At 64.8% G+C, this 21,707-nt stretch carries 22 protein-coding genes; 8 read left to right on the forward strand and 14 right to left on the reverse strand.

Annotated features, from left to right (window positions below; all coding sequences use genetic code 11):
• The first annotated feature begins 33 nt into the window (after nucleotides 1-33).
• On the forward strand, nucleotides 34-1,089 hold the full coding sequence (gene cobD, locus QX094_RS00250) for a threonine-phosphate decarboxylase CobD (protein WP_316187431.1): 1,056 nt from the start codon (nucleotides 34-36) through the stop codon (nucleotides 1,087-1,089).
• Here cobD and QX094_RS00255 read toward each other — a convergent pair.
• From QX094_RS00255 to cobT, 3 genes are read right to left on the reverse strand one after another with little or no spacing between them, the layout of a single operon-like run.
• Complete coding sequence (locus tag QX094_RS00255) at nucleotides 1,086-1,805, reverse strand: adenosylcobinamide-GDP ribazoletransferase (RefSeq protein ID WP_316187433.1); 720 nt, start codon at nucleotides 1,803-1,805, stop codon at nucleotides 1,086-1,088. The two genes, cobD and QX094_RS00255, sit on opposite strands and share 4 nt — an antisense overlap.
• Nucleotides 1,802-2,395 carry a histidine phosphatase family protein gene (locus tag QX094_RS00260; protein WP_316187435.1) on the reverse strand — a complete coding sequence of 198 codons (594 nt, stop codon included), beginning with the start codon at nucleotides 2,393-2,395 and terminating at the stop codon, nucleotides 1,802-1,804. Before QX094_RS00260 ends, QX094_RS00255 begins: the two co-directional genes overlap by 4 nt.
• Entirely contained in the window at nucleotides 2,395-3,450 is a 1,056-nt protein-coding gene (gene cobT, locus QX094_RS00265) for a nicotinate-nucleotide--dimethylbenzimidazole phosphoribosyltransferase (protein WP_316188181.1), read from the reverse strand. Before cobT ends, QX094_RS00260 begins: the two co-directional genes overlap by 1 nt.
• A 142-nt stretch (nucleotides 3,451-3,592) precedes the next feature.
• Here cobT and QX094_RS00270 point away from each other — a divergent pair, with 142 nt between their 5' ends.
• Together QX094_RS00270 and QX094_RS00275 are read left to right on the forward strand one after the other, a co-directional pair.
• Nucleotides 3,593-5,950, forward strand: a complete 2,358-nt coding sequence (locus QX094_RS00270) for an Orn/Lys/Arg decarboxylase N-terminal domain-containing protein (RefSeq protein ID WP_316184491.1) — start codon at nucleotides 3,593-3,595, stop codon at nucleotides 5,948-5,950.
• A gap of 8 nt (nucleotides 5,951-5,958) precedes the next feature.
• Nucleotides 5,959-6,531 (forward strand): GNAT family N-acetyltransferase, encoded by a 573-nt coding sequence (locus QX094_RS00275; RefSeq protein WP_315718423.1) that lies wholly within the window; start codon nucleotides 5,959-5,961, stop codon nucleotides 6,529-6,531.
• Between the two features lie 9 nt (nucleotides 6,532-6,540).
• Here QX094_RS00275 and QX094_RS00280 read toward each other — a convergent pair whose 3' ends face one another.
• The 3 genes from QX094_RS00280 to QX094_RS00290 form a co-directional block, all read right to left on the reverse strand.
• Complete coding sequence (locus tag QX094_RS00280) at nucleotides 6,541-6,753, reverse strand: hypothetical protein (RefSeq protein ID WP_315754543.1); 213 nt, start codon at nucleotides 6,751-6,753, stop codon at nucleotides 6,541-6,543.
• 270 nt (nucleotides 6,754-7,023) lie between these two features.
• Nucleotides 7,024-7,152: a hypothetical protein gene (locus QX094_RS00285; RefSeq protein WP_316184493.1), complete on the reverse strand. Its 129-nt coding sequence runs from the start codon at nucleotides 7,150-7,152 to the stop codon at nucleotides 7,024-7,026.
• Between the two features lie 32 nt (nucleotides 7,153-7,184).
• Complete coding sequence (locus tag QX094_RS00290; protein ID WP_316184495.1) at nucleotides 7,185-8,234, reverse strand: hydroxyacid dehydrogenase; 1,050 nt, start codon at nucleotides 8,232-8,234, stop codon at nucleotides 7,185-7,187.
• 151 nt (nucleotides 8,235-8,385) lie between these two features.
• On the opposite strand from QX094_RS00290, the gene QX094_RS00295 reads away from it, so the two are divergent.
• The 3 genes from QX094_RS00295 (at nucleotide 8,386) to QX094_RS00305 (ending at nucleotide 10,017) form a co-directional block, all read left to right on the forward strand.
• On the forward strand, nucleotides 8,386-8,937 hold the full coding sequence (locus QX094_RS00295; protein ID WP_316184497.1) for a thiamine pyrophosphate-binding protein: 552 nt from the start codon (nucleotides 8,386-8,388) through the stop codon (nucleotides 8,935-8,937).
• Entirely contained in the window at nucleotides 8,934-9,533 is a 600-nt protein-coding gene (locus tag QX094_RS00300; protein ID WP_316184499.1) for a thiamine pyrophosphate-dependent enzyme, read from the forward strand. The genes QX094_RS00295 and QX094_RS00300 overlap by 4 nt, the downstream gene beginning before the upstream one ends.
• 130 nt (nucleotides 9,534-9,663) lie before the next feature.
• Entirely contained in the window at nucleotides 9,664-10,017 is a 354-nt protein-coding gene (locus QX094_RS00305; RefSeq protein ID WP_316187437.1) for a VanZ family protein, read from the forward strand.
• A 52-nt stretch (nucleotides 10,018-10,069) separates the two neighbouring features.
• Here QX094_RS00305 and QX094_RS00310 read toward each other — a convergent pair whose 3' ends face one another.
• Nucleotides 10,070-10,459, reverse strand: coding sequence for a DUF1236 domain-containing protein (locus QX094_RS00310; protein WP_315718467.1), 390 nt, complete (start codon nucleotides 10,457-10,459; stop codon nucleotides 10,070-10,072).
• Between the two features lie 948 nt (nucleotides 10,460-11,407).
• On the opposite strand from QX094_RS00310, the gene QX094_RS00315 reads away from it, so the two are divergent.
• Nucleotides 11,408-11,914 (forward strand): hypothetical protein, encoded by a 507-nt coding sequence (locus QX094_RS00315; RefSeq protein ID WP_315828441.1) that lies wholly within the window; start codon nucleotides 11,408-11,410, stop codon nucleotides 11,912-11,914.
• Between the two features lie 355 nt (nucleotides 11,915-12,269).
• On the opposite strand, the gene QX094_RS00320 is transcribed toward QX094_RS00315, so the two are convergent.
• Nucleotides 12,270-12,533: a hypothetical protein gene (locus tag QX094_RS00320; RefSeq protein WP_315828442.1), complete on the reverse strand. Its 264-nt coding sequence runs from the start codon at nucleotides 12,531-12,533 to the stop codon at nucleotides 12,270-12,272.
• A 345-nt stretch (nucleotides 12,534-12,878) separates the two neighbouring features.
• Between QX094_RS00320 and QX094_RS00325 the strand changes: the two genes are divergently transcribed.
• Complete coding sequence (locus QX094_RS00325) at nucleotides 12,879-14,282, forward strand: ABC transporter substrate-binding protein (RefSeq protein ID WP_315828443.1); 1,404 nt, start codon at nucleotides 12,879-12,881, stop codon at nucleotides 14,280-14,282.
• Between the two features lie 171 nt (nucleotides 14,283-14,453).
• Here the strand turns inward: QX094_RS00325 and arr are convergent, their stop codons facing one another.
• The 6 genes from arr to QX094_RS00355 form a co-directional block, all read right to left on the reverse strand.
• Nucleotides 14,454-14,867 carry an NAD(+)--rifampin ADP-ribosyltransferase gene (gene arr, locus QX094_RS00330; protein ID WP_315718415.1) on the reverse strand — a complete coding sequence of 138 codons (414 nt, stop codon included), beginning with the start codon at nucleotides 14,865-14,867 and terminating at the stop codon, nucleotides 14,454-14,456.
• A 121-nt stretch (nucleotides 14,868-14,988) separates the two neighbouring features.
• The gene (locus QX094_RS00335) at nucleotides 14,989-15,621 is read right to left on the reverse strand and encodes a glutathione S-transferase family protein (RefSeq protein ID WP_316184742.1); all 633 of its coding nucleotides are present in this window, start codon (nucleotides 15,619-15,621) and stop codon (nucleotides 14,989-14,991) included.
• Between the two features lie 295 nt (nucleotides 15,622-15,916).
• Nucleotides 15,917-16,501 (reverse strand): HEAT repeat domain-containing protein, encoded by a 585-nt coding sequence (locus tag QX094_RS00340; protein ID WP_316171908.1) that lies wholly within the window; start codon nucleotides 16,499-16,501, stop codon nucleotides 15,917-15,919.
• 215 nt (nucleotides 16,502-16,716) lie between these two features.
• Complete coding sequence (gene hyi / locus QX094_RS00345; RefSeq protein WP_316184504.1) at nucleotides 16,717-17,508, reverse strand: hydroxypyruvate isomerase; 792 nt, start codon at nucleotides 17,506-17,508, stop codon at nucleotides 16,717-16,719.
• Between the two features lie 34 nt (nucleotides 17,509-17,542).
• Nucleotides 17,543-19,330 carry a glyoxylate carboligase gene (gene gcl, locus QX094_RS00350; RefSeq protein WP_315754561.1) on the reverse strand — a complete coding sequence of 596 codons (1,788 nt, stop codon included), beginning with the start codon at nucleotides 19,328-19,330 and terminating at the stop codon, nucleotides 17,543-17,545.
• 171 nt (nucleotides 19,331-19,501) lie between these two features.
• Nucleotides 19,502-21,304, reverse strand: a complete 1,803-nt coding sequence (locus tag QX094_RS00355; RefSeq protein ID WP_316187439.1) for an adenine deaminase — start codon at nucleotides 21,302-21,304, stop codon at nucleotides 19,502-19,504.
• Nucleotides 21,305-21,707 lie beyond the last annotated feature (403 nt).

The following is a 21,707-nucleotide window of genomic DNA, read 5'->3' on the forward strand; positions in this document are numbered from 1 at the left end:
CTCCACTGAAGGAAAGACATGTAAAGGAAAGAGATGGACGACAGACCGACTAGCATGCGCGCGGACGAGCCGGAAGCGATCCTTCACGGCGGCGATCTCGCTGCGATCAGCCGTCGCTATCCGGATGCGCCACAGCCGTGGATCGATCTGTCGACTGGAATCAACCCGATCCCCTATCCCGTGCCGGCGATCCCGGCTGAGAGCTGGGCAAGGTTGCCCAGCAAGCTCGACGAGCAGGCGCTGTTGTCCGCTGCTGCCGCACGCTACGGCGTGCGGACACCCGCATCGATCGTTGCAGCCGCAGGCACCCAGGCGCTGCTCCAGATCCTGCCGCGTCTGCGCGCTCCAAGTTCGGTTGCCGTGCTGGCGCCCACCTACGAAGAACATGAGCTCTGCTGGCGCAGCTGCGGCCACCAGGTGCGTCTGGTCGACAAGGTCGAAGCACTGGCCGAAGCAGACGTCGCCATTGTGGTCAACCCGAACAATCCCACGGGGCGATTGATGCCGCGCGCCACACTCCACTTGCTGGGCGTGTTTCTCGCCCGTCGCAACGGTTTGCTCGTGGTGGACGAAGCCTTTGCTGATTTCTGTCCCGTTGAGGCAAGCCTGATACCGAACTTGCCACCAGCCACGCTGGTGTTGCGATCGTTCGGAAAGGCTTACGGCCTCGCCGGATTGAGACTCGGCTTTGCCATAACTTCTCAGGACCTGGCCGATCAATTGCGCCGTGCAGTGGGTCCATGGGCCGTATCTGGACCTGCGCTCGCGGTTGGCTCGCTTGCTCTCGCTGACGACCGATGGCTGCAGGAGGCACGCGTGCGGCTGATGTCAGACGGACAACGCCTCGATACGATGCTGACCACGTCCGGCTGCAGGATTCACGGCCCCCCTACGTCCAGGGCTCTTGGAGGAACGCCGCTGTTCAGACTGGTCGAGAGCACGGATGCTGCCGCATTGGCCGACCGGCTCGCCCGCCATGGCATCCATGTCCGGCGTTTTCCGGCTCAAACAAGCTGGCTGCGCTTCGGCCTGCCGGGCCATGAGACAGGCTGGCAGCGGCTGGCGCAGGCGCTCGGCAGCGCGTCCTAGCCGAGAACGCAGGCGGCCAGCAGCAGCGTTTCCGTGACCTCGATGCTGGCGCCGTGGCAATCGCCGGTGATGCCGCCGAGCCGCCATTGCCAATAGAACGCGATTCCCGGAACCAGAGCGATCGCGATCAGCGTCGGCACCGCACCGGCCAGCGCGCCGATCGCGAGCGCGCCGCCCCAGGCGACGATGACGTTCCAGCCGACGCTGTTCGAGATGCTCGCCCCCAGCCCTGGCTTCAACGACAGCAGGGTCTTATTGCAGATCAAAGTCCCCCAGCGTGCCCAGGCCGGGATCAGCACCAGCGCCCAGGCCGTCGGGCCCGTCGCCAGCTCGGCGATCAGCACCAGCTTGGCGGCGATCTGCAAGCTGATCGCGACGACGGCAAAGCTGCCGGCATGGGGATCGCCCAGCACGGCGATGAAGCGTTCCGGCTTGCCATGCGAGGCGCCGAACGCGTCGGCGACGTCGCCGAGCCCATCGAGATGCAGCGCGCCGGTGATCCCGATCCAGGCGACCAGCACGGTCAGCGCGACGATCCAGGGATCGGCATCATGAAAAAGGCGGGCGACCAGCGCCAGACAGGCGCCAATCACCAGTCCGGCTGCCGGAAACCAGACCGACGCCCGTGCAAGATCGTCCGGTCGCGACTCAGCGACCCGCGGTGTCGGCAGCCGTGTCAGGAACTGCAATGCGATCCAGAATTCACGCAGACTCATGGCTGGATGATCTCGACGATTTCGCCCCAAGATACACCATCATCGCCCTGCCCGGCTTCGAGCGTGATCCGCGTGCCGGGCCGGATGCGCAGGCTCCACAGCTGGCGCAGCGGCCAGCCGAGCAGATGCGAGAGCGCTGCGCGCATGGCGCCGCCATGCGCCACCACCAGAACCGGCGCAGGCTCGGGCCGGACAAGGATACGATGTGTTGCGCGCGCCACCCGCGCCTGCAAATCGGACCAGCTCTCACCGCCCGGCGCCCGGATTACAGCATCGGCATGGAAGGCGTCGAGCAAGGCTTCGCCTCCGGGCTCCGCGGCGATGTCGCGATGCGTCCGCCCGTCCCAGAGGCCGAAATCGAGCTCGCTCCAATCCGCGTCGATGTCCAGCGCGCAGCCGGTCAGCCGGGCATAATCCTCCGCTGCCGCACGCGCGCGCGCCAACGGCGAGCTGACGACGCTGTGCCAGATCCGGCTCCGCGTCTGCCGCCGGAATTGATCCCAGCCGAGGTCGCTGAGCGGCGGGTCGGTACGGCCGTCGAGATGGCCGTCCCGTCCTGTCGTCCCGTGCCGCAGCAGATCGATCCGCATCAGGCTTCGCGACCCGATACGGCGGCCTCGGCGAACGTCGCCATGCCGTTGTGGAGTGCGCAGGCGAGCCGGATGATCGGCAGCGCAGTGGCGGCGCCCGAGGCCTCGCCGAGCCGCAGATCGAGGTCGATCAGCGGACGGGCACCGAGCGCGTCGAGCACGATGGCGTGGCCGCGCTCGGCCGAGCGATGCGAGAACAGCAGCCACGGACGGCAGGAGGGATTGAGGCGGACGGCGACCAGCGCCGCGACCGAGACGATGAAGCCGTCGACCAGCACCGGCCAGCGCCGCTGCGCGGCGGCGACGATCGCGCCGGCCATCGCAATGATCTCGAAGCCGCCGACGGCAGCCAGGACGTCCGCGACGGCCGCTCCCGCCGTGAGCCCGTGTCGCCCCAACGCATCGGCAATCACCGCAGCCTTCCTCGCCCGTCCGTCGGCGTCGAGCCCGGTGCCGCTGCCGACGATGTCCGCGGGCGCGCATGACAGCAGCGCAGCGGCGATCGCTGCCGCCGACGTCGTGTTGCCGATCCCCATCTCGCCGAAGATCACGAGCTGCGGCGCGTGATCGGCCTGCCGCGCCACCGCGCGCCGTCCGGCGTCGGCCGCGAACGCAACCTCCTCCGGCGTCAGCGCCGCCCCGGTGCTGAAGTCGCGCGTGCCGCGCCGCGGCTTGTCGACGACGACACCGGGCACCGGCTCATCCGCCAGCGTACCGACATCGACCACCTCGAGCGGACAGCCCAGGCTGCGCACCAGCACCGAGATCGCTGCGCCACCGGCCGCGAAGTTGTGCAGCATCTGCACCGTCACTTCCGGCGGATACGCCGACACGCCCCGCGCCGCGATGCCATGATCCCCCGCGAACAGCACCACCGGGACCCGATCGGCCCCCGGCCGCTCCAACGCCTGCAGCGCCGCCAGCTCGACCGCCACCTGCTCCAATCGCCCAAGGGCACCAATCGGCTTGGTCAACTGGGCCTGGCGTTCCAGCGCCGCCTGCCGATGGAGCTCGGACGGGGCCACACAATCAAGGCTGATCCATTCGGGAAGCACCACGGATCCTTTCAGCATCACTCGGGTTCGGGACGATTGCCACCGCGAGGCGGCCGAGACAAGCTCCGTGAGGCGCCCTATTGTCATCGAACCGTCATCGAACGTGACGACAGGTGGCTGCCACCCAGCCCGAAAGACTCTCATGGAATACTTCCGCCGCTTCACCTTCCTGTTCGCCGCTCCCGTGTTCGAGACCGACGACCTTGCGGGCGTCCGCTTCAACCAGATCATCGAGGAGATCCAGCGCTCGGGCTTCGAGGTGGTGCGCGCCCGCAAGCTGGAGGACGCCGAGATCGCCGTGCAGACGGATGCCGCGATCGGCTGCATGGTCGTCGATTGGGGCAAGAAGGGCCTGGAAGGCAAGACGGCGTCGCTGATCAACCTGATGCGCCGTCGCGGACTGGACTTCCCGATCATCCTCCTGATCCGCCGCAAGCGGTTCGAGGATCTGCCGGTCGAGGTGCTCGACTTCATCGACGGATACGTCTTCCTGTCGGAGGAGACGCCCGCCTTCATCGCCAAGAACCTGGTCAGCCGGCTGAAGCAATATGCCGAGACACTGAAGACGCCATTCTTCGGCGCGCTGGTCGACTACGCCGAGGAAGGCAACCAGCTCTGGACCTGCCCCGGGCACAATGGCGGCGTGTTCTATAGCCGCAGCCCGATCGGCCGGGTGTTCGTCGAGCATCTCGGCGAGGCCGTGTTCCGGGACGACCTCGACAATTCCGTGCTCGATCTCGGCGATCTCCTGACCCATGAGGGGCCGGCGCTGCGCGCGCAGAAGGAAGCGGCGCAGATCTTTGGCGCCGAGAAGACCTATTTCGTCCTCAACGGTACCTCGACCTCCAACAAGGTCGTGCTCGGGGCCCTGGTCACCGACGGCGACCTCGTGCTGTTCGACCGCAACAACCACAAGGCCGCCCATCACGGCGCGCTACTGATCTCCGGCGGAGTCCCGATCTACGTCCCAACGGTTCGCAACCCCTGGGGCCTGATCGGCCCGATGCGCTGGGATCTGCTCGATGAGGAGCACCTCCGGCAACAGATCCGCGACAACCCGCTGGTCAAGGATCCTGACGCCTGGCGCAAGCCGCGCCCGTTCCGCGTCGCGGTGGTCGAGCAGTGCACCTATGACGGCACGATCCACAGCGCCGAAATGATCCTGAAGCGGATCGGGCACCTCTGCGACTACATCATGTTCGACGAGGCCTGGGCGGGCTTCATGAAATTCCACCCGCTCTACGCTGGCCGCTTCGCCATGGGCCTCGGCGATCTCGGGCCCGACGCTCCCGGCATCATCGCCACGCAATCGACCCACAAGCAGCTCGCGAGTTTCTCCCAGGCATCGCAGATCCACGTCAAGGACCGCCACATCAAGGGACAGCGGCGGCGGATCGAGCATCGCCGCTTCAACGAAAGCTTCATGCAGCACGCCTCGACCTCGCCGTTCTACCCGCTGTTCGCCTCGCTGGACGTCGGCGCGCAGATGATGAAGGGCCGCTCCGGCGAGGTCCTGTGGGACGACACGATCCGGCTTGGCATCGAGTTGCGCAAGAAGATCCGGGCGATGCGCCGCGAATTCGAGGAGAAGGAGAAGGATCCGGCGCGGCGCTGGTTCTTCGAGCCATTCGTTCCGGATCGCGTATCGATCCCCGATGCGGCCAATCCCGGGGCTAGCCACGACGTGGCCTGGGAGGCGCTCTCGACCGACCAGCTCGCGACCGATGCCGCGCTGTGGCAGCTCGCGCCCGGGGCGGCATGGCACGGCTTTCCGGATCTCGCCGCTGGCTTCACCATGACCGACCCCAACAAGCTGACCCTGCTCACCCCCGGCTTCGATCGCACCACCGGCGGCTATGCCGATCACGGCATCCCGGCTCCGATCGTCGCGCAATATCTGCGCGAGAACCGCATCGTGGCGGAGAAGAACGACCTCAACTCGTTGCTCTTCCTGCTGACGCCGGGGGTCGAGGCGAGCAAGGCCGGAACCCTGATCAGCGGTCTGGTCGCCTTCAAGCGGCTCCACGATGACAACGTGCTGCTGGAGGACGCGATTCCGGAGTTCACCCGCAAGCGCTTTGCGCGTTACGGCAAGCTGCGGCTGCGCGACCTCTGCGCCGAGATGCACCGCTTCTACCGCGAGGCCGAGGTGAGCGCGCTGCAGGCGAAGCAGTTCCAGCCACAGCACTTGCCCGAGATCGCGATGTCGCCGCGCGAGGCGGCGCGTGCGTTGATGCGCAACGAGGTCGACTACCTGCCGATCGACCAGATCGCCGGGCGCATCGCGACGACGCCGTTCGTGGTCTATCCGCCGGGCATCGCCACCATCGTTCCGGGCGAACGGCTGTCCGAACGCGCCCAGCCGATGATCGATTACCTCAAGATGTTCGAGCGGGCGTTCAACGCCTACCCCGGTTTCGACGTCGAGATCCAGGGGCTGTACAAGGAGCTCGACGAGTCCGGCCGGATCCGGCTCCATACCTATGTCTGCGCAGAGTAATTCGAACCATGGACAGCGCGATCACGGCTCGCGAGACCGAGCCGACGGTCCTCGTCAGGCCGTCACGCGACGAAGATGTCGAGGCCATGCTCTCGATCTACCGGCGGCACGTCCGCCGCGGGGTCGAGGACAGCGCCGCCGGTTCCGGGGCGCCCGAGCCGGACGATCTCAAGCAGCGGCGCAAGAATCTGCGCAATCATCGGCTGCCACATCTGGTCGCGACATTCCGCGGCGAGGTCGTGGGCTATGCCTATGTCGTCCTGTTCAGGAAGCGGCCAGCCTATCGGTTCGCGGTCAAGCATTCGATCTATGTCCACCATGAGCATCTCGGCCGTGGTGTCGGCCGGCTGCTGATGCAGGCGCTGATCGATGCTTCCGCAGCGGCCGGATATCGCCAGATGATCGGCTATATCGACGCCGACAACGTCGCCTCGCTCGGCATTCATGAGCGCTTCGGGTTCGCCAGGGTGGGGCTGCTTCCGGGCGTCGCCTACCGTTACGGCCGCTGGTGCGACACCGTGATGGTGCAACGCTCGCTGGGCCCCGGGGCCAGCGACGCGCCGGCTGGGCTGCGCCGCTGAGCCGCAGGGTCAGGAGGGAAAGTCGGCCGCCTTCACCTCGATGCGGTCGGCATGCAGCGACCAGTCGCGCAGCTCCTGCTGTTCGCAGAACCGGGACTTTGCGATCTCTGCGGCTTCGCCTTCGCTCTCGGCCTCAACCTCCAGCGTGCTCTGGCAAATCTCGCACTGGCGGCCGTTCTCGCCCAGCACGTCCTTCATGAAATGGATGACATAGCGCGACATGCAACCTCCTGTCTCTCACGGAGTGCTCGGAGGTGATGTTACCGCGCTTCCCAGCTCGCTGTTGACCGATATCAAGCGGTCGCTGCAAATATTTGACGCAGCTCGTGGAACCGGCGCTCAGGCACCGACCGAAGGCAGGCTCGCCGCGGCGATTGCGACGAACTGCGAGACGGCGCGACGGACGCGGCCGTGGGTCGACTTCAGGATCGCGTTCAGCCTGCGCATCGGACCAACTTCCCTTCCGCGCCGAGCGAAAAACGTGGCCTAAGCTCATGGCGCGACATGAAAAATGATCAGCCTCCATCGTGCTGTCGAGACGGCGCGGAAAATAGCAATGTCCGCTTCGCCGAAGCCGCCCAGGAGAGAAGATTTGTTGCCGCGCCGCGGCTTGCGACGCATGAAATCTTCTCCTCGCAATTCCCCTCTCCCGGCTAGGCGGGTGTCACTCCGAATGCCTCGCGGAAACGGGCGCTGTAGCGCGGCCAGGCCTCGGGGTTGATCAGGCGCGGCGGCCGCCCGCCGTCGAGCGCGGCGAGCAGTTGCTCGGCGGCGATCCGGCCCATGTTCTGCCGCGCCTCGCGAGTCACGCCGGCCGTATGGGGACTCGCCAGCACGTTGTCGAACTGGAGCAGCGGATGGTCCGGCGGCGGCGGCTCCTTGGCCCAGACGTCGAGGCCGGCGCCGGCGATGCGCTTTTCGCTGAGGGCGGCGAACAGCGCCTCCTCGTCATGGATGAAGCCGCGGGCGGTGGTGACGAAATAGGCGTGTGGCTGAATCAGTGCGAACTCGCGGGCGCCGATCATGCCCCGGCTCTCCTTGGTGAGCGGGCAGTTGACCGAGACGAAATCAGAGCGCCGCATCAGGTCATCGAGTTCCACCTTCTCCGCGCCGCGTGCCGCAATCTCCTCCGGCGAGAGATACGGGTCATAGGCCAGCACCGTCATGCCGAGGAGGCCGCGGCACAGCTCGGCAACCCGGCGGCCGACATGGCCAAGCCCGACGATACCGATCGTCCGCCCCTGCACCTCGTTGCCGATCAGATCGTTGCGGTTGACGTCGCGCTCCCGCCGCAGCCGGCGGTCGGACTGGATGATGCGCTTCGACAGGGTCAGCATCATGCCGAGCGTGTGCTCGGCCACCGAATGCGCGTTGCCGCCGGACTGGTTCACGACGAGGACGCCGGCCCCGGTGCAGGCGTCGACGTCGACCGGGTCGTATCCAGCCCCGTTGCTCGACACGACGAGGAGGTTTGGGGCGCGGCGCAGCAGGTCTGCATCGACATGGAAGCGCGGCGCGAGCTCGTCGCGGGCCGCCCCGATCTGGTAGGCGTGAGCCGCCGCGAGGATCGGCGCCGTCTCGGCCTCGGAGCTCTCGTTCTCCAGCCGGTCGAGCCGGACGTCGGGGCGTGCGGCGAGCAGCTCGCTGAAGATCGGGTGGGCCAGATATTTGACGTAGAAGACGCGCTTGGAATTCGCGGCCATGAACAGGCGACCTCCTGGTGTCTTGGTTCTTGATGTCGGACTTGAAAGGCGGATGCCTGACCGGCCGGGCCGGCATGTTGACAATCGTCCCGGTGCCGTCAAGCTCAGCGCCAAACAGCGCCCCCCATCAGGGACGACCGGAGGAACAGCAATGGCCGCCGATGCCGATGCGGCGCGATCCGCAAGCACCGTGCCGAATTGGCACGAGATCGTGCTGCAGACGTTCAAGCGCAACGCCGTCGACCTCATCCCCTACGTTCCCGACCGCGTCCTGACGCCGCTGATCCACAGCCTGCACGACGATCCGTTCTTCACGACGTTTGCGACGGCGCGCGAGGAGGAAGCGGTCGGCATTCTCGCGGGCGCCTGGATGGGCGGGCGCCGCGGCGCGCTCCTGATGCAGACATCGGGCTTCGCGACCTTGCCCAACGTGCTGGCCTCGCTGGTCGTGCCCTGCCAGATCCCGCTGATCATGATCGTGTCCGAGCGTGGCACGCTCGGCGAATTCAACTACGGCCAGTCGCTGGTGTGCCGAACCATGCGCCCGGTGCTCGATGCGCTGGCGATGGAGCATCACACCATGACGCGGCTCGACGAGCTCGAATTCATCATGGACCGCTCGATCAAGCAGGCGGTGGCGACCCAGGCGCCGGTGGCGCTCATCCTGTCGCCGCTGCTGACCGGCGGAAAGGTGTTCGCATGAGCGCGACCATCAGCAACACCAAGGTCATGAATCGCACCGACCTCACCTGCCGGCTGGTCGCGAAACTCAAGCACGAGGAAGCTGTCATCGGCGGCATCGGCAACACCAATTTCGATCTGTGGGCGGCGGGCCCGCGGCCGCAGAATTTCTACATGCTCGGCAGCATGGGGCTTGCCTGCCCGATCGCGCTCGGCGTCGCCCTGGCGCAGCCGCAGCGCCGGGTGTTCGCGCTCGAGGGCGACGGCTCGCTGCTGATGCAGCTCGGCTGCCTGACCACGATTGCGACGCTGGCGCCGAAAAATTTGGCCATCATCGTCATGGACAACGGCATCTACCAGATCACCGGTAGCCAGCCGACCTCGGCCCGGCAGGCCGACATTGTCGCCATTGCCGCCGGCTGCGGCATTGGCGCCAGCCATTGGGCTGTAGACGAAGAGGATTTCGAACGCTTGATCGATCTTGCGTTCGAGGCGCTCGGTCCGGTGCTGATTGCGGCGAAGATCGACGACAAGCCCGGGATGGGCGCCACGAGGCGCGATCCGGCCCAAATCCGCGAGCGCTTCATGCAGGGTCTGGGAGTCCGGCAGCCGATCTGAGGCGCCTGACCAAAGCTGTCTGCGGTACGATGAGAAGGCCAACGTCCGGCTTCCGAGCCGCATTAACTACACCGGTGCCTCAAGCGACCGTGACCCCGGTTCGTGGCCCGGAACGTGCTAAGCAGCGTCCATGAAGATCGCGATCCGCCTCTCGGCCTGGCTGCTCGCCGCAGCCGTTGCCTTCGCAACGCTCGGCCCGCCCAGCTATAGGCCCCATTCGCAGCTTGGACAGGACGGCGAACACGCCCTCGCCTTCATCCTGATCGGCCTTGCGTTCGGCCTCGCCTATCGCAGTCATCGGCTGCTGACCACCGGGATTGCGGTGATCCTGATCGGTGCACTCGAACTCGCGCAGTTCCTGGCGCCAGGGCGTCACGCACGGCTGGAAGACTTCGTCGTCGACGCCGCGGCCGCCTGCATCGGATTCGGCCTGTCCGCGGCCATCGACTGGCTCATCCGACAGATCCGCACGCAGACCGCATGACAAGAGGCCCCGCCGCTGATGCGACGAGGCCCCTGCCTGTCAGAATGTCAGATCACTCGATGATCTTGATGACGCGGCGGGTGCGCGGATCGACGATCACGCGGCGATCGTTCACGACGGCATAGCGATACTCGGTGTAGCGCGGTACCGGACGCAGTTCGACGGTGGCGGGCAGCGGCTCGCCGACCACGACACGCTCATGGACGACCACCGACGGCGCGCGCTCGGCCTCGATCGAGTTGATGACCGCGTTCGGAATCTCCAGGCCCGCACCGACGGCGGCGCCGACCGTGCCACCAACCATGGCGCCGACCGGACCGGCAACGGCGCCGCCGGCCGCAGCACCATTGGCGGCACCTTCGACGGTCGTGGACTGGGCGAACGCAGCGGTCGACGCCAGCAGCGAGGTGGCGATCAGCGAAACGGCAAGACGGGTTCTCATCATTGTCTCTCCTCCAGTGCTTTCGAGATGCCGTTCAACACCAAGGGATCGCCTGCAGTTCCGGTTCCAAATGGCCGAAACTTCATCATGCCAAGGGAACCATCATGCCAAGGGAACCAAGCCTCGAACTCTTCACCATCGTCGGAGATGATGGAGAGATTGCTCAGTTGCTATCCACGTTTCAAACAACCGCGCGCAGGTTCGCACTCTCGCGGCGGATCACGCCCGAGTCCTGCGATCGATCGCCCTCCGATGACATCGAGAGGGCGCAGGGAATGCCGGGTGAAGGCCTCACCCATGGCCCGCCTGCTGAAAAAAATGCAGGCGGCAGGTACCACAGGCAAAGCCGATCAACCGGCATTCCCTGCGCGGCGGTCTTAACGCTTCTTTCGCGCTCTCCTCGGGGACCGGCTGATTGACCCCGTCGCTCGCGCGAGAGCTAAGCTCTCGTCGCGCGCTTGACCTCGGCACCGGGAGGCCAGGACCACACGACTTCGCGTCCGTGATGTGTCGTTCGTCCGCATGCGCAAGCACATGCTGCGACACCTCACGGCCACCGCATCCCTGCCCCACGTGTCGTGACGATCGCGCGCAACGTCCCTCTCATCGAGGCAGGATGCGCACATCATGCACGATTTCTGAAAAATGGAAAGCGATTTCTTGGCGTCGCAGCGATGTGCGCGAGATCAGCTTGATTTCGTGGACGAATTCGATTCGTCCGATGCGGCGTGTCGTAGCCCTGGCGGCGCTCGTTTCAACCACGTGAGCACAAAGTGCCCAGACTGATTTGCCCGACGAGCGCGTGCAACCCTTGTCCTTCGGATCGCTTCTGGCCCGTCACGACCTTCCCGGTCGATGGCGGCGATGTCCGCGCTGGAGGCCACATCGGAGCAAATCGTGGAATGGTCAGCAGACAGCTCTTGACCAAAGTGGAACCGGCAGCCGTTATTGCGCAAGGCGATGGAGTTCGGTCGATCGGATGATGGACAGATGAGGCTGGTGAGGGTGACGCTGGTCGCGGCGTTCATGCTTGGGAGCATGCAACCGAGTCATGCTGCCGTGCGCATTGTTTTTGATCAGGGCGGACGGATTGGAAACTATATCGACAGGTTCAAAGTTTTACGCGACTTCGGCGCGTCCGTCATCATCGACGGGATCTGCGCCGGCGCCTGCACGCTCGTGCTGGCGTACATTCCCCACGACAGCATCTGCGTGACCCCAAGAGCCGTATTCGGCTTCAGGGTCGCCGACAATCCTGGGCCCGATGGGAAGGCTATTCCCAACCCTGAAGCCACGCAGATGCTCTATGATCGTTACCCACCCGCAGTCAGGCAATGGATTACGCGGCACGGCGGCATGACCGCGCGCGCGATCTACCTCCGCGGCCGGCAACTCCAAGCGCTGTATCGGCCCTGCACCACCGATGTGGAAGGTGGACGAGGCCAGCCACGGTAGCCAATGCCCACGGATGATGCTGCGCCGGGTCACCATGACGAGGCGATCCCGCAGTGGCCGGGCTCGAGGCCACCCAAGAGTTCTCGGATTCAAACCCCGACTCTGAAGCCGAGCCGCGTCTTGAACTGCTAGAGGACTGTAAACACGCCGGTGATTTTGACGGCTCTACGCCTCAACGGCAGCTTGCGTTTTGTCGGCGATATTACGGGCTCACTCGTGAAGCTGCCATGTCTGCTTCGGACCATGTCGGACCTTCCCGTCTGCGGGGCAGGTCCGTTGTTAGGGTCGAATCGGAAGCAAGCGGTCGGGCGCGTGGAGGGCGCGTTTGACCCAAAGCCGACTTGATGTCTCGGCTCTAACGGCGTTCTTGCCCTGCTGCATAACGGTTCATGTCCTTTACGGCTGCATTGAACGCAACCCTGATCTCGGACTGACTAAATGAGCGATCCCAAAGCTCGGTCATGAGGAAATTGATGATCTGACTTAGAGGGTCGCGATCAACAAAAGCGCCTCTCTCTCGTAGCTTTTTGCAGTGCTCAGCCAAACCTGCAGCGGCGTCGGCTGCCGCAAGATAGGCTCGTTCATCCTCAGTCAGATCATCTGGATTGTCGGCCGTCATTCGGTTCCTGCCGCCATCATTATCGATAAGTTCGCTACATCGGGCTCTTTCCTAGCCGTCGCAAGATAAAGAATGCGCGAAAAAACTAAGAAGAAATGAGACGGCTTGGCATGTCCGGAATTGGGCCCTTTCCGGACCTTCCGGAGTGGTGCTGAGAATGTCCGCTCTCGGGCCCGATCGGAAGTAGGCGCCGGAGTGCCTCAGGGCCCCTTTTGACCCCAAGCGACCCACCAAGGCTTGCTTTCATCAACTCTCGCCAGCCGACGGAACATTCCGGGTTGACACCGGTTCGCCCAAGTTCCAGTGCGCGTGGAGCCGACACGCGTTTTCTCAAGGGGTCCGCTGATGTCATCGTCCGATGTGGTCAGGAGTGCTCACGACCGCCGTCAACGAAGGCTGCTGATCGTGTTGGCCTTGGGATTTGTCGCCTTTGGCGCCGCCGCGGCGGGCCTGTTCTACGTCTTGCAGCCCGAAACTCTCCGGATCGCCGTCGGACCGGCGGCGAGCGACGACCACAAGGTGGTCCAGGCGATGGCCGACGCCTTCGGTGAGGAAAGCAGGACCGTCCGGCTCTCCCCGATCACGACCGGCGGAGCGGCTGAATCCCTGGCCCTGCTGGCCGCCGACAAAACCGACCTGGCGGTCGGCCGCGGCGACCTCGGCATGCCGCCCGATGCGCAAACACTGGCCGTCCTGCGCAAGAACTATGTCGTGCTGTGGTCGCCCTCCGGGCGACGCGGCAACGAGCCCAAGCAGAAGGCCGGCGGCAAGATCGCAGATATCGCCCATCTGGCAGGTCACAAGGTCGGCATCATCGGGAGGACCGGAGCAAACGTCGCGGTGCTCCAGGCCATTCTGGAGGGCTCCGGCGTGCAACCCGATAAGGTTGCCACGGTTCAATTCGGGACAGACGAGATCGAGAAGCTTGCGCAAGACCCCACCCTCGATGCGTATCTCGCCGTCGGTCCGCTCGACAGCAGGATCACGGTGGACGCCATCACCGCGACCTCCCGAGCCCGCGGAGCTCCGACGTTTCTTCCGATCGAAGCATCGGAGGCCATTGCCCTGAAGCATCCGCGCTACGAGGCCGAGGAAATTCCAGCCAGCGTCTTCAACGCGAAACCGGCCTGGCCGGAGGACAAGGTCGACACGATCAGCGTCAATCACCTGATCCTGGCCAAGAAGGAGCTTTCAGAAGCCAAGGCGGCGGCCTTCTACCGGCAGCTTTTCGCGGTCCGCGACACGATCACGCAAGGCCTCGCCGGCGCTTCGCACATCACGAAGCCCGATACCGAGAAGGAGACCGAGCCTTCCGTACATCGAGGCGCCGCGGCGGTGATCAACGGCACGGAGCGAACCTTTCTGGACAAGTACAGCGATTATTTCTGGTTCGCCTTGCTCGTACTTTCCGGCATCGGTTCGGCCGCCGAATGGCTGCGCCGCTATCTGAACCGGGATGAACTGGAGGACGACACCAGCGGCCGCAACCGCATTCTTGCGGTGGTTTCGGAGGTGCGCAATGCCGGCTCGGAACACGATCTGCTGAGCTGGCAACGAGAGGTCGACGGGATCATCGCCGAGACACTCAAGGGCTATGACGATGGAGCCATCGAACCAGAGGACTTGGCGGCATTCGGCCTGGTCCTCGAACTCTTCAACCATGCCGTCGCCGAAAGGCGAGCGACGCTGCCAAGCGGCGCCCCCGATCAAGCATGGACGCCAAGTCCAACCCTCGCCTCTCGGCGATAGGCTCGGCTCATGAGGAGGAGATTTCGTGCGTCGACACCAGTTCGAACGCACCTTGCCACCGGACTTTTTCGATGTTCTGGACGGAGGGCGCCGCGTGGCGAGCGCGTCGCAGCATCCGCAAACAGCCATCGGGCGCGACGGATCGACGGCAGTGCGATGCCGCCGCGCCGTTCAGTCGATGATGCCCGGCCCTTCGGTCATTGCGCGCGCAACGCCCTCCTTCATCTGCCTCACCACATCCGGGGCGTGCCCCTGCCAATGAACGACCTCGGCAATGACGCGCAGAGGCGCGCGGGATCGATGAGACCGCGTCGGATTTCCCGGGAACTTCTTGTCCGTCAGGTTCGGGTCGTCAACGAACGGACCTGTGGGCTCGACGACGTAGATCCGTCCCCGTCCGTCACCGGCAGCCAACTCGGCGCCCCAGATCGCCGCATCCAGCGTCGCCGTGAAGTAGACCCAGGACATCGGCTCCGCCTCGGTGAAGTTGGACGGATACCCGACAGCGATCAGGTCGCCCGGCCGCAGATCGGCGCGCGTGCCGTGGAAGAAGGATTGCGCAAACACGGTCGCAACAGATGACATCAGTGACCTCGGATGGGTTTCCAGCACTCGTCATCTGCCGCGGAGCGACGGTCGAATGCAAATGATCGTTTCGTCTGTTGAAGACATTGTCGGCGACCTATCGCCTCTCTCGTTCCGCAACCTAGCTGGTCCACCAGCGCCGCGTGGCCTGGCACGTCTCCAGCGCCCGCTGGTAGCCGGCGCGGACTCGCAGCCGGGTCATGTATGCTTGCTCCGCATCACCGAACACCACACCGACGTTCTTCCGCGCCATCTCGAGCGCGTAGCCCACCGAAATGTCCGCCGCGGTGAACGCATCGCCGGCCATGTATGGCCCGCGCTCCAGCCGTCGCGTCACCAGGCTCAATCGGGTCGTGAACACGTCCATCGCCTGCCGCGCGCTCCAGTTGTTGCGCTCGCTTTCAGGCGCAAGGTGCCGGGCTCCCGAAACGAAATAAAGCGAGGCTGCGAGGCCCGCCTCACCGAGGTGGAGAAACTGCTGATAGGCAGGAAAAGCAACATCATGTGCCGCGGGCGCCAGCGCTGTCGGCCCATAGCGTCCCAAGATGTACTCCATGATCGCAACGGACTCGACCATCGTGACGTCGCCATCGCGGATCGCCGGAATGAATCCGGCGGGATTGATCGCCAGGAATTCGGCGTCGTTCTCGACCCCGGCCAGGAGGTCCACGTCCCGCAGCCGGTACGGCAGCCCCATCTCTTCGAGCAACCAGACGACACGGAAGCCTCTGCCCTCTCCGAACACAGTGATCATCGCTCGCAATCTCCTCCGTTGTCCGCTCCCAGGACGGCCCTCCGTTCGTCAGCCCGACATGCGGCCGGAGATTTTCTCAGCGGCTCCTCGAACTCCGGCTTGGCGCAGCACATCGTGATCAGACTCGAAGATGAAAAGACGCACTAAAGATGTCGGCGGCTAGCCCATCCCAAACCGTCCAAACAGGTGGGAGCACAGCCCGCTTTCAGGTCTGAAGCAGAAGCAGGCGACCAAGGCCCTCAATGGCTGCATTTGGCCCGCAGCGGGCATCCTAAGCCTACGAAACGAGCTGGGATCAGCGGCTCGAAAGTGTTTGGATAGCCCGCCACGCTGCCTTTCGAACGTGACCGTCGACGTCCGAGGACAGCTGTGACAACACTGGTAGAATGTCAGGGACTGAAAACTTCTCGGCTAACTCGCAAGCCCATTGCCGGTGTCGGGCAAGCTCATCAACTTGGAATGCATCGAAAAGCGTTCGCCAATGGGCAGACTGGGCTCGCTGCCGCAGGACCCAAGCAGCTTCGCGCCGAATTTCATTTTCCGAGGCGTCGTTGTAGATGCGAAACACCGTCGGAAAATCTGCATCGACCCAGATTGTACCCAGCGTGCGAATAGCGGTTTGCCGTGTCGCTTTGGATGGATTTGCCAGTAGAGCTACCACAAGCTCGTGCGCCTCTTGCAAATCCCATTGTGCGACGACTTCACACGCTGTGCGCACAACGTATTCTGATGGATCACGGAGAGCCCTCAAAATGATAGAGCGCAACTCGCGCCCATGTGGGTGACGTCCGATTGCATCAATAGCCGCCCGTCGTTCAAATTGATCTTCGAGTCCGGCTGCGTTGGCCAGTGCCTTTAGTGCCGCCGCACCTTCTTGCAAGGCGAGTTTGCGTATGACTTGGTGGGTAGTCGGCGGGTGCGCGCCGGAGGGCGAATTGCAGGACACGACAGCGTTCCAATGTAGGATTGTTCTACTGTTGCACCAAGCGGGGCAGTTCTGCAATCGGCCCAACGCGGACTTTTCAGCCGACGCCGGCGACGTCGGCTCGCAGACATTAACTGGAAAAGGCCGGTGAAGGGACCAAGGAATCAAGCTCAGCTCGCGGGAACGACCGCGCGGTCCGTCAGCCACCCCAAGCCCTCTCCCGTCGTCGCCTGCGGCTTGTACTCGCAGCCGATCCAGCCGGAATAGCCGATCGCATCGAGGTGGCGGAACAGGAAGGCGTAGTTGATCTCGCCGGTGCCGGGCTCGTGCCGGCCGGGATTGTCGGCGAGCTGGACGTGGGCGATGCGGGCGAGATGCTTCTGCATCGTGCGGGCGAGATCGCCCTCCATGATCTGCATGTGGTAGATGTCGTACTGGACGAACAGATTGTCGGACTCGACCTCCGAGATCAGCTGAAGCGCTTGTGCCGTGCGGTTGAGGACAAAGCCGGGAATGTCGAGCGTGTTGATCGGCTCGATCAGCAGCTTGATCCCCTGCGCTTTCAGTGCGGTCGCGGCGAAGCGCAGGTTGCGGACCAGCACCTGGTTGAGCTCGCGCGGGTCGGCATCTTCGGGCGCGATGCCGACGAGGCAGTTGAGCTGGCGGCAATCCAGCGCCTTCGCATACTCGATCGCGCGACGCACCCCGTCGCGAAATTCGTCGACACGATCAGGCAGGATGGCGATGCCGCGCTCGCCCGCGGCCCAATTGCCGGCGGGCAGATTGTGCAGCACCTGCGTCAGCCCGTGGCGCGCGAGCTGCTCGCGCAGCTCGGCCTTGTCGAAATCATACGGGAACAGATATTCGACGCCGCCGAAGCCGGCCGCCTTGGCGGCGGCGAAGCGGTCGAGGAACGGCAGCTCGTTGAACAGCATCGTGAGGTTGGCGGCAAAGCGCGGCATGTCATGGGTCCTCGACTGAGTGCGATGGCTGCGGTCAGGCCGGCTGCAAGGTGCGCGCCGGCTCGGCCGGCGTCTCGTCGACCGGCAGATCGAGCACCTCCTCGAACTCCACGACGTTGTCGATCTCGGTGCCCATCGCGATGTTGGTGACGCGTTCGAGCACGAACTCGACCACGACAGGCACCTGGTATTCCGCCATCCATTCCCGCGCGGTCGCGAACGCAGCCTGCGCCTGGCGCGGGTCGGTGACGCGGATCGCCTTGCAGCCGAGGCCCTGCGCGACCGCGACGTGGTCGACGCCATAGCCGCCGACCTCCGGCGCGTTGATGTTCTCGAACGAGAGCTGCACCTGATAGTCCATCGAGAAGCCGCGTTGCGCCTGGCGTATGAGGCCGAGATAGGCATTGTTCACGACGACGTGGATGTAAGGCAGGTTGAACTGCGCGCCAACCGCGAGCTCCTCGATCAGGAACTGGAAGTCGTAGTCGCCGGAGAGCGCGACGATCTCGCGCCTGGGATCGGCGGCGCGGACGCCGAGCGCGGCCGGCAGAGTCCAGCCGAGCGGCCCCGCCTGCCCCGCATTGATCCAGTGGCGCGGATGGTTGACGCTGAGGAACTGCGCGCCGCCGATCTGCGACAGGCCGATGACGCTGACATAGCAGGTGTCGCGGCCGAACGCCTTGTTCATCTCATGATAGACGCGCTGCGGCTTGATCGGCACCTGATCGAAATCGCTGCGCCGAAGCATCGTGCGCTTGCGATCCTGGCACGCCGCCGGCCACGCCTGCCGTTCGCGCAGTCTGCCCGCCTTGCGCCACTCGCGCGCGACGGTGATGAACAGCTCGAGCGCCGCCTTGGCGTCCGAGACGATGCCGAGATCGGGATTGAACACGCGGCCGATCTGGGTCGGCTCAATGTCGACATGCACGAAGCTGCGCCCCTTGGTGTAGGTCTCGAGCGATCCGGTGTGGCGGTTGGCCCAGCGGTTGCCGATGCCGAGCACGAAATCGCTCTCCAGGAAGTTGGCGTTGCCGTAGCGGTGGCTGGTCTGCAGGCCGACCATGCCGGCCATCAGCACATGATCGTCGGGGATGGCGCCCCAGCCCATCAGGGTCGGCACCACAGGCACGTTGACGGTCTCGGCGAAGGTGACGAGCAGATCACTGGCATCGGCGTTGATGATGCCGCCGCCCGCGACGATCAGCGGCCGCTCGGCGGCATTGAGCATTTCCAGCGCCTTCTCGATCTGCTTGCGGCTCGCCGCGGGCTTGTAGACCGGCAGCGGCGTGTAGGTCTCGTCGTCGAACTCGATCTCGGCGAGCTGCACGTCGAGCGGCAGGTCGATCAGCACCGGGCCCGGACGGCCCGAGCGCATGATGTGGAACGCCTGGCTGAACACCCGCGGGACGAGGCCGGGCTCGCGCACCGTCACCGCCCACTTGGTCACGGGCTTGGCGATCTGCTCGATGTCGACGGCCTGGAAATCCTCCTTGTGGAGCCGCGCCCGCGGCGCCTGGCCGGTAATGCAGAGGATCGGAATGGAGTCTGCGATCGCCGAATAGAGCCCGGTGATCATGTCGGTGCCGGCCGGGCCCGAGGTGCCGATGCACACACCGATGTTACCGGCCTTGGCGCGGGTGTAGCCCTCGGCCATGTGCGAGGCGCCCTCGACGTGGCGGGCGAGAATGTGGCGGATCGAGCCGCGCCGTTGCAGCGCGGAATACAGCGGATTGATCGCCGCGCCGGGAACGCCGAAGGCGCAGGTGACGCCTTCCTTCTCCAAGATTCGCACCGCAGCATCGATCGCCCGCATCTTCGCCATCTCGCGCTTCCTCTTTTGGTTGATGCGCGAGGATCGCTGCTGACGGCTGCGATCTCAATTCAGTCGTCGATTTTTCCCACGATGCGGCACGCTCGGCAAAACACGGGTGGCCTCAGTTAGTTAGGACGACAAACAGCTGACATGTTCTAACAGCATGACGGTTCGATGGTGCTATTCGAACAGCGGCGCAAGCTCCATCTGCGGCACCAGCACGAGGCCCTTGTCGGTGATACGAATTTCCGGAATGACCGATAGAGGAATCAAATTGAAGCCCATGTAGGGAATGGTGCAGCCGGCTTCCGCCCATTCCTTCTTGAGCAGCTTCACCTCCTCGGCGACCTCGGTGACGCGCTTGTCCGACAACAGGCCGGCGATCGGCAATGGAACCATCGCCCGCACCTTGCCGTCGGCCACGACACAGACGCCGCCCTGCTGCGCGCCGATCGCGGCGACGGCGGCCTGCATGTCGGCCTCGTTGGTGCCGGCGACGATGATGTTGTGGCTGTCATGGCCGACGCTGGAGGCGACGGCGCCGCGCTTGAGGCCAAAGTCCTTCAAGAGCCCGTGCGCGACATTGCCGGCCGACTTGCCGTGGCGCTCGATCACGGCGACGAAGCAGAGACCGTAGCGCGCAAACAGCGTCTCCCAATCGTTGGCCGGCTCGATCGCGACCTTGTCGTGGATCAGCGTGATGCCGGGCAGCGCCGTCTTGATCGCATTGACGGTGCAGGCCTTGGTGGGCAGCTCCGGCGTCAGCGTCATCTGTCTTGGCAGCTTCACCGTGGCATAGGCGGCCTTCGGGTACTGATAGCGCTGCGACAGCGCCTGATCGAGACGCGGCGTGATCTTGCCTTTGTCCACCACCAGCTCGCCGCCATACCAGGTCGATTGCGGCTTCAGGCCGTCGTCGAGCAGCACCAGATCGGCGCGGCGGCCACCGCCGAGACCGCCGATCTCGCCATCCATCGCAAAGCGCGTCGCGCCGTGCAGCGAGCCCATCGACCACGCCTGCTCCGGCGACATCCCCGCCTTCACCGCCTCGCGCACCACCCAGTCGAGGCCGAACAGCATGAGATCGTCGGCATCGCGATCGTCGGTGCACACGGCGGTGCGCTTGTGCGAGGCGCCGAGCTCGGTGACGGTGCGGATCGCCTGCGGCAGGCTGTGCCACGGCGTCGTCGGCGGACCACCGCGCAGAAAAATCCAGACGCCGGCATCGAGCAGGTCGTCGGCGATGTCGCGGTCGATCGCCTCATGCGTATCGGTGACGCCGCTCGCGGCATAGGCCGCGACGAACTCGCGGCCATAGACATGCCCGGACACCGGCCGTCCGCGCTGCAAAGCCGCCGCAAGGATGGCATGGCTGCGCTCGTCGCCCATGCAGACCGGCACGAAATCCATCTTCTCGCCGAGCGCGACCGCCTCCGGCCAGCGATCGAACAGGCCGGCGATCTTGTCCGGCGTGAGATCGCCGCCCGCCGTCTCCAGCGCCGCCGAGGTCGCCGGCACGGTCGAGGGCACGGTGAGGAAGATCGACAGCGGCGCCTGCCGCGCATCCTCCAGCATCGCCTCAACGCCGGCGACGTCCATGACGTTGCCGATCTCGTGGCTGTCGCAGAAGATCGTCGTGGTGCCGTTGAGCAGCGCGGCCTCCGCATAGGCGCAGGCCGTCACCATCGAGGATTCGATGTGGATGTGCGGATCGACGAGGCCGGGCGCGATGATGCCGCCGGCCGCGTCATGGATCGCGAACCCGCTCGGTATCGCCTTGTGCGCCCCGGCCGGCTTCACCGCCGCGACGCGCCCGCCGGTGATCCACAGCTCGCGGTTCGGGAGAATGCGCTCCGAATAGGTCGACAGCACGCGGGCGCCGGTGATGACGAGATCGGGTGCGGCGCGACCCGATGCGACGTCGGCGAGCCGCCGCGTCATGGTGTGCAGGGGGCCGACCGAGAAGCGCGTGAGTTTGGTCATGCGGTGAACTCGCTGAACGTGCTGGCCTATTGCGGCAGGATCGTTGCGCGACGTCGCGGCCCCCGCAAGCCCAAATAGGCTAGCGACCTGCTCACGTCTTGAGCATACGCGGGGGAACGACCGTGCCGATCGGGTTCGAGGGCAACAAGTCGGCGGGTAAGCGCCTCACGCAATCAACTCACGCCTATAAAGAGGAATCTAGTCGATGAAGGAAGTTGTAACTGCGGGACAAGCTAGCATCATAGTGGTTGGTCGCAGATTTTAGCTTATCCTGTTGACCCCGGCCTATGACTTCCGAAGTTTGACACTAGATTTCGGATTTTCGGTTGACATTTCGTTCCTGTTATGTTCAAATGATCGTCCATTTCGGCAAGTCGTTTGAGCAAATGGTGAAAAAGTTTGC

It is taken from the genome of Bradyrhizobium sp. SZCCHNS1050 (assembly GCF_032484785.1).
In the GTDB taxonomy this organism is placed as follows: domain Bacteria; phylum Pseudomonadota; class Alphaproteobacteria; order Rhizobiales; family Xanthobacteraceae; genus Bradyrhizobium.